At 58.0% G+C, this 6,954-nt stretch carries 5 protein-coding genes and 1 pseudogene; all 6 read left to right on the plus strand.

Annotated features, from left to right (window positions below):
* The first annotated feature begins 2 nt into the window (after positions 1–2).
* The 6 genes and pseudogenes from RMP06_RS15325 to RMP06_RS15350 all read left to right on the plus strand — a co-directional run bounded on the left by RMP06_RS15325 (position 3) and on the right by RMP06_RS15350 (position 6,677).
* Positions 3–836 carry a metallophosphoesterase gene (locus RMP06_RS15325; protein ID WP_310462651.1) on the plus strand — a complete coding sequence of 278 codons (834 nt, stop codon included), beginning with the start codon at positions 3–5 and terminating at the stop codon, positions 834–836.
* 308 nt (positions 837–1,144) lie between these two features.
* Positions 1,145–1,327 (plus strand): annotated as a pseudogene (locus RMP06_RS15330) (ankyrin repeat domain-containing protein); the annotation flags it as partial.
* A gap of 80 nt (positions 1,328–1,407) precedes the next feature.
* A complete protein-coding gene (locus tag RMP06_RS15335) occupies positions 1,408–1,566 on the plus strand; it encodes a hypothetical protein (protein WP_310462662.1) in 159 nt (52 codons plus the stop codon).
* A gap of 871 nt (positions 1,567–2,437) precedes the next feature.
* Complete coding sequence (locus RMP06_RS15340; protein WP_310462652.1) at positions 2,438–3,154, plus strand: TnsA endonuclease N-terminal domain-containing protein; 717 nt, start codon at positions 2,438–2,440, stop codon at positions 3,152–3,154.
* Positions 3,145–5,415, plus strand: coding sequence for a transposase (locus RMP06_RS15345; RefSeq protein WP_310462653.1), 2,271 nt, complete (start codon positions 3,145–3,147; stop codon positions 5,413–5,415). The genes RMP06_RS15340 and RMP06_RS15345 overlap by 10 nt, the downstream gene beginning before the upstream one ends.
* Entirely contained in the window at positions 5,415–6,677 is a 1,263-nt protein-coding gene (locus RMP06_RS15350; RefSeq protein WP_310462654.1) for an AAA family ATPase, read from the plus strand. Before RMP06_RS15345 ends, RMP06_RS15350 begins: the two co-directional genes overlap by 1 nt.
* Positions 6,678–6,954: the final 277 nt, after the last annotated feature.

Consider the following 6,954-nt stretch of genomic DNA (forward strand, 5'->3'; position numbering starts at 1 on the left):
CGATGAAGCTGCTGATCCTGTCGGACCTGCACCTGGAGTTCCACCCGATGCGGGTGCCACCAGGAGAGTTTGATGCGGTGGTGCTGGCCGGGGACATCCAGGCGCCTGGCCGCCGGGGCGTGGCCTGGGCGGCGGCGGAGCCGGCCTTCGCGGGCAAGCCGGTGCTGTACGTGCCGGGCAACCACGAGTTCTACGGGCAGATGTGGGACAAGGAGCTGGCGGCGATGCATGCCCAGGCGCAGGGCACGAACGTGCAGGTGCTGGACCGGGACGTGGTGGTGCTGGAGTCTGCGCAGGGGCCGGTGCGGGTGCTCGGGGCGACACTGTGGACGGACTTCAAGCTGCCGGTGCTCGGTGCGGATGGTCAGTGGCGGGGGGATGCGCGGCTGGCGGCGGCCGAGGCGGGGCTCGGGCTGAACGATTTCAGCGTCATCCGGATCAAGCGCGCAGCGCCGGAGTCGGGGGTGCGGCGGCTGCGGCCGGTGGACACCGTGCAGTGGCACCGGGCGGCACGGCAGTGGCTGCTGGCCACCCTTGCCGAGCCCTGGGCCGGGCGGACGGTGGTGATTACCCACCATGCGCCGCATCCTGGCTCGCTGGCGGCGTGTTTCGAGCGCAGCGGACTGAGTCCGGCCTTCGTGAATGACCTGCCGGCCGCCTGCTTCGACGGGGTGGACCTGTGGGTGCATGGGCACACGCACGACAGTTTCGACTACCCGGTGCCCCGGCCAGGCGGGGGAACCTGTCGGGTGGTGTGCAACCCCCGGGGCTATGTGCGCTGGGACGGGCGGGAAGAGAACCGGGGGTTCGATCCCGGGTGCGTGGTGGTCGTGTGAGTGCGCTTGACAGCATGAGTCCGGAGTGAGGAATTGTTCACGAGTTCAAGCATCGACAGCCGCCCCGTCGAATCGAAGACCTGAGATCAGGTAGATTCTTCGCAGTTCACAGGGAAGAGCCATATGGCCTACACAAAGATGGCGCATATGGGCGGGCGTCGCGGCTTGATGCTTGAGATTGTCGTCAGCGGGTATGCACTGGTGCAGCAGTCGATCCTTGTCGCTGAAGCCCGAGCTTTCGTTTCATGAGCTTCGCTGAAACAGCCGTTGCTGTCCGTCCTCTGAATCGTCTGCTGAAGCTGGCAGTGATGGCGGGGGTCGAAAGTTCAGTTCGGGTGCATATCTCGCGGGGGGATGAACTTGATGCCCGCGATGCCACTGGCAAGACGCCCTTGATGCTCGCGGCGATGCGGGACCGGGCAGCGATCTGCACCCTTCTGCTGGAAGCCGGCGCCGACCCTGCTCTGCGCGATGCTGATGGAGCTGATGCACTTGCGACTGCACGAGCGATTGGTGCGACTGCCGCTGCTTCGGCGATGACACCAATCAAGTATGGCCATTTGAATCTTCGTTGCCAGCCGGCAAGCGCCACGGCTGGCGCCCGTGCATTGGCGATGAACAGGTGCTCCACGGCATCGTGTTCGTGCTGCGCACGGGTCTGGCGCGGGAAGAGCGTCCGCCGCGGCTGGACTGGGGCAGCGGGATGACTCGGTTGTATCCGAGGAACTGATTGATGCGCTGTCGGCGGTGGCGGGCAAGCCGGAAAGGCCACATCGATGGCCTGACAAGCTGCATATGGACAAGGACTCTGCGCGGGGGTGCAGCCAGCATTGGCGCCGACGCGGCTTCGAGATCCGGAAGCGGCTGGGGCGTCATCGCCAGGTGGTCGAGCGCACGCATGCGTAGCCAGCGGTTTCGGAAAATTGCGGGTGCGCTTCGGCCTTAGTGTCGAGACGCATGTGGCACGGCTACCCCTGGTGTGCTGCGTCATCTGCCTGCGCACATTGCGCCGGTTCTGCCGCTCTCAGTCCACCGCAGACACGGACTCAGAGCCGATCGCTGCCAAATCCACGCCCACGCCAAACGGCGCGCCAATGGGATTTGGACTTCCCCAAGCGGTGCATCGCTCAGGCTTCCAAGTGTCCGATCCTGGCGTGTCGCTTCGATTTAGTTGCAACATCGCATTGCTGCAACTAATCATCAATTGTCGTTATTTGAACAGCGTTCACAACCGTTGTCAGCATGATACACGCATTGACATGATGCTGCTGCCCAGCAAAAGTGCTGCCCCAAGAGCCATCATGTGGCCCCCGGGATCGACGTCCGCTCGCCCCGTCAGTACATGAACACAAGCGCAAGTCATCCATGCGCAGATCGCTGCCCTCCGTCGCCACTGAAGGACACAGGACGCATCAATGCGTACGACAAAGCGTTTCACGCCCCAAGTTCTGGCCCGATTCCAGAACCAAGAACGCGGCACGGGCACGCACGAGCACTACGCGCCATGGCATCAAGTCTCACGAGGGGATCCAGCCAGCGGGGGCAGAAGTCACCTGGTGGCGTGGCGGGGCAGGCTGAGGCACTTCCTGTCCGACGGCGAGTTGGATGAGCAACTCTTCGCCACGATGCTGCCGGATCTTTTTGATGCGCTGGAGCAGCATCCGCTGTCCGTCAACAGTGCGAGGCATCCATTGACCGCATACACGAAACCGGCAGAACCCACCCCAGACTTTCCGGGAACCTTGCAGATCGCTGAGCAGTTGGGCATCAAGCACCCGCTTTGCAGGGGCAGTGGGCAGACCAGTCGCTGGACGTTGAGCACAGATTTGCTGCTGGTCTTCAAGGACAACAAGGGTACCCACACCATGCTTGCGTTGGCCTTCAAGCCAAAAAATTGGGCAGAGAAGCGCCGGACCACCGAACTGCTGACCGTCGAACGGGAGTATTGGATTGCGCGCGGCGTGGAGTGGCTCCTGATCAGTCCGACGTTGTATGACCAAGCGGCAGGTTTATTCCTTCGGCGCACGGCATGTTGGGCACTCGTAGACCCTGTTGAAGCATGGCTGCTTGACCATGCCGCCCAGATCGCAACCAACCATCCGACCGATTCCGTGACGTCGTTGCTGGAGCTGGTCAGCTCCAGCGCAGCGATCGATATTTCGATCGCGCAGCGGGCGCTATGGCAGGCCGTGTGGTGCGGGCGTCTACCTGTTGACCTTCGACGAAGCTGGCGCCCCCACTACCCGCTGCGACTGCTCAGCCACAAGAGCTTCTGGGACCTCAACCCGATCGCAGCACGGAGATCCGCATGGACCTGATGCCCAACCAGACGTTTCGGGTAGTCGAGCATCCAACGAGTGACCCCTCTCTGCCACCAGGCATATACCGAGCAATCCTCGTTGAGATAAGTATTCGTAAGGTTATCGCAGTATGCATTGCGCCAGAATATCCACCGAACGAGCTGATGTCACGAGGAGGGCGCAAGCGAAAGGACGACCATACTCTGCGAACCATGAGAAAGAAGCCTCCGCAGCCATTGATCGGCAAGCTGCATTGGCTCGATACGAACGCGCTGCAGTGCGCATTTTCCGAGCATGCGGCCATGCCCATCGAGGTGGAGCGCATGCCGGCTACCAGCCACAGCGACAGCGCCAAGCGCCTGCACACCCAACGCGTAGAGTTCATGTCTGAATTTCTCAACTTCGACTGCTTGCGTGAAAGTATCCTGCAGCATCAAGGTATCGGAGATTTAGCCAAACGAGCCATTGACCAGCACGGCGTGTCACGGGCATTTTTGTACAAGCAGTGGTCAAACCTCTGCAGGTGGGGCTTACACGCCAAGAGCTTGCTCCCGTTACTCCATCGATGCGGGGCACCCAACGTCCGGCGACCGTGCGTTCCAGCACTAGCACATGGCCAGCCAACGAAAAAGAAGGCCGGCCGAAAGACCATTAAACAGCGCATCGCGTTGCGATATGGCGTCGCACTGGAACCCGATCAGCCAGGCGTCACGATCGAGTGGGCCGCGGCAATTCGGGCTGCAGACGACTGCATCCCGACACCGAAGCCTGCATGGCCCAAGAGGTGCGGCCGGATCGTCATGAGCGCCTTCTGCTCTAAATTCAAGGATGTGGACGGCAGGCCCACCTTGATAAAACCAGAACAGGGGAAATACCCCAATAACGCGCAAATCAAACGCGTCTTGACCGAAGGAAAAACCCGCATTGAACGAATCCTTGAGCGGACCACCAAGCACCACTTCAGCAGTTCTCTTCGAGGATTGATTGCTCGCAACTGGCAAGGTGTGGCAGGGCCTGGACATACTTGGGCAATCGATTCCACCGTCGGGGATATCTACCTCCGGTCATCGGTCAATCGCGCCTGGATCGTTGGGCGTCCGATCGTTTATGTAATTGTCGATGTCTGGTCCACCGCAGTAGTTGGTTTTTATGTTTGCTTGACCGGGCCAAGCTGGAGCACGGCCAAGGTATCACTATTCAACGCCGCGTCAGACCCACAACTCATCAGTGAACTTTGGGGATATACGCCATTACTGACTCTGAAACCGAATCCATCGATATGTCACGCACTGATGTGTGACCGGGGAGAATATCTGAGCATCGGCCATACTCAGACCGCCATCCAACTGCTGAATATTACCAGCTACGCCCCACCCTATCGCGGCGACCTCAAAGGCTTGGTAGAGGTGCTACATCGCATCGGAAAAGATGCGCAGTTCCTTTTTGTCCCAGGCGCCATGGATTATCGACGGAAAGAGTTGGAACTGCGGAAGGTGAATCCAGAAGACTGCGTCTTGACTGTCCGGGAATACACGCAATATCTCTACCAAGTCTTCAGTGAATACAACTTGGTGGCAGATCGCTCCCACCGCGTGGATGCTGTAATGCGCGGCGAAGGCGTGTTCCCGAGCCCAGCCGGGCTTTGGGCGTGGGGACACCGGGCTGGCATTGGATACCGCAAGTTCAATCATCAGTCCGACTTGGTTGAACTACTGCTTCCCCAGAGCACTGCCCGAGTTCGCAGGGACTGCGTACGACATGCAGGCAACGATTACACGTCTGAAGAGATTGATCTTTCACAGTGGACAGCCACGGCAAGAAACTGCGGCGGATGGGATATACCAATTCAGTATTACCCTGGATCGATGGGTTCGATCTGGGCGCCCGGTCAAAATGCAAGCGAATTGCTGCGCCTGCATCTGAGCGATGAGTCGAGAGCGTTGCCAGAGCTTACATTCGAGGACTGGCTTGACGTTTTGGCAAAAGAAACCATGGACCGCGCCGAAGAATCTCACGTTCGTCAAATGGCAGCAGTGGAATTCAAGGAGCGAACATCAAGATTGATTGACTCAGCCAAACAGGAGACGACCAAGGCACTCGCGCAGGCATCTGGAAAATCCCCGCTGATATCTGAGGCGCGTTTGGTCGAAGTAGCACAGGCTCACCCCAGTCATTCAGAGTCCACAGTCAAACAAGAGGTTCGAGATGAAGCAATGGACGAGCACCTCGCACTGCTGAGCGGCTTGCTCCGCACTGCAGACAACGACGAGCATCCATGATGACCAAGAGCCTGCTCGACCCCTACGCAGGCAACATTCTCGTCTCTGGACTTGGGCCCATTCCGGCTCCCGAAGACGCAATCCGCCACCTGTTATACCAACCACCTGCACTGGATTCAGTAGCAGCTATTCCACCGCATATCAGACTCCATTATCTGATGGGGGTTCGGGACCTGCACATCCCTTCACTCGTCGAGCGACAACTGCTGCAGTCCGTTGATTTGATGGTTCGCCAAAGTTACAAGCTGCGAGACCCGAGAATGGCAAGCACATGGGCAAACATCAGCGGAGAATCCAGAAGCACTGGCCTCGTACTACCGCAAGCTTACGCTGCTGCGGTGGAAGGTATTTCTGGTGTCGGCAAGACTCAAGCATGCCAACGAAGCCTGATGAATTTCCCGAAACAAACAATCTGGCACGAGTCCTTCCCGCAAATGGCCGGCCCAACCTATCAGGTCGTCTGGCTGTCCGTCGAGGTCCCACCATCTGGCAAGAGCGCTGATCTTGCCAGAGCACTTATGGAATCATGGGACCAGGCAACCAGTGGAAAGAGATTCAAACACTGGCTCGCAAAGGAAAAGATCGTTGACGGCATGACAGCACTCAACGAATGGCGGCAGGTAGCGACCGGCCACTTCCTCGGCGTGCTGCATCTAGACGAGATTCAGAATCTATTCAAACTAGGCACGCTGAAACAGCGTACAGGCCGCAAAGGATCCTCAGAGGCACCGGAACTAGCAATTGTTGAGGACCAATTACTTCGCTGGCTTCTGTACTTGACCAACTCAGGTCAAATTACGCTATTGGTCTCGGGGACTCCAGACGGTATCGGGGCGCTGACAAAAAGACTCAGCACCTTGGAGCGCCTCAATACCGCAGGCTATCATGCGTTCGAACCATTTTCTGAGCCAATGGCCCCATCATTCCGAAAAGCATTCTTACCACAACTCGGCAAATATCAATTTGTTGCCAAGCCAATTGCAGTAGACGATCGACTGGCCCAACTCATTGTCGAACTCACGGGCGGAATTCACCGCATCATCATCGCCCTCTGGGTCGCGGCGCATCGGGTAGCTTTCGAACGCAGCGCGGATGACCTACGTCTCGAAGATTTCACAACGGCCGCATCTACTTGGCTTGCCCCCCTTGCGCCAGCCGTCGCGGCCTTGCGAGCCAAAAACGAAGCCCAGATGGGGCGTTATGAAGACTTGGTACGACGAGACACCATGTTCTGGAGAAAATTTTGGAACGGTGCCTGTTAATCGTAAGAGTACTGTTTGCCATGCCGAATCGGATGCACAGCATATTTAGAGATCACAGGTACGAATTGCCTGCAGCGCAGCATTGACCGATGGATACAAGACTGCGAATGCGAGGACATAAACTTGATATGCAGCACGGCTTTGTTGCATAACTCGAATGAAAATTTATCATGAAATCAACGACTTACGAAGACTTCGAAGTGATTTTTCCGGAAATTGGCCTAAAAACTGCTCTAGAGTGATTGCAAGCTATTGATTTCAAAGACTTTATTTATGC

Source organism: Sphaerotilus sp., from assembly GCF_031429695.1.
Classification (GTDB): domain Bacteria; phylum Pseudomonadota; class Gammaproteobacteria; order Burkholderiales; family Burkholderiaceae_C; genus Sphaerotilus.

Excerpts from the sequence above, each read along its gene's own strand:
- RMP06_RS15325 (WP_310462651.1), top strand. The coding sequence starts at position 3 with ATGAAGCTGCTGATCCTGTCGGACCTGCACCTGGAGTTCCACCCGATG.
- RMP06_RS15350 (WP_310462654.1), top strand. The coding sequence starts at position 5,415 with ATGACCAAGAGCCTGCTCGACCCCTACGCAGGCAACATTCTCGTCTCT.
- RMP06_RS15345 (WP_310462653.1), top strand. The coding sequence starts at position 3,145 with ATGGACCTGATGCCCAACCAGACGTTTCGGGTAGTCGAGCATCCAACG.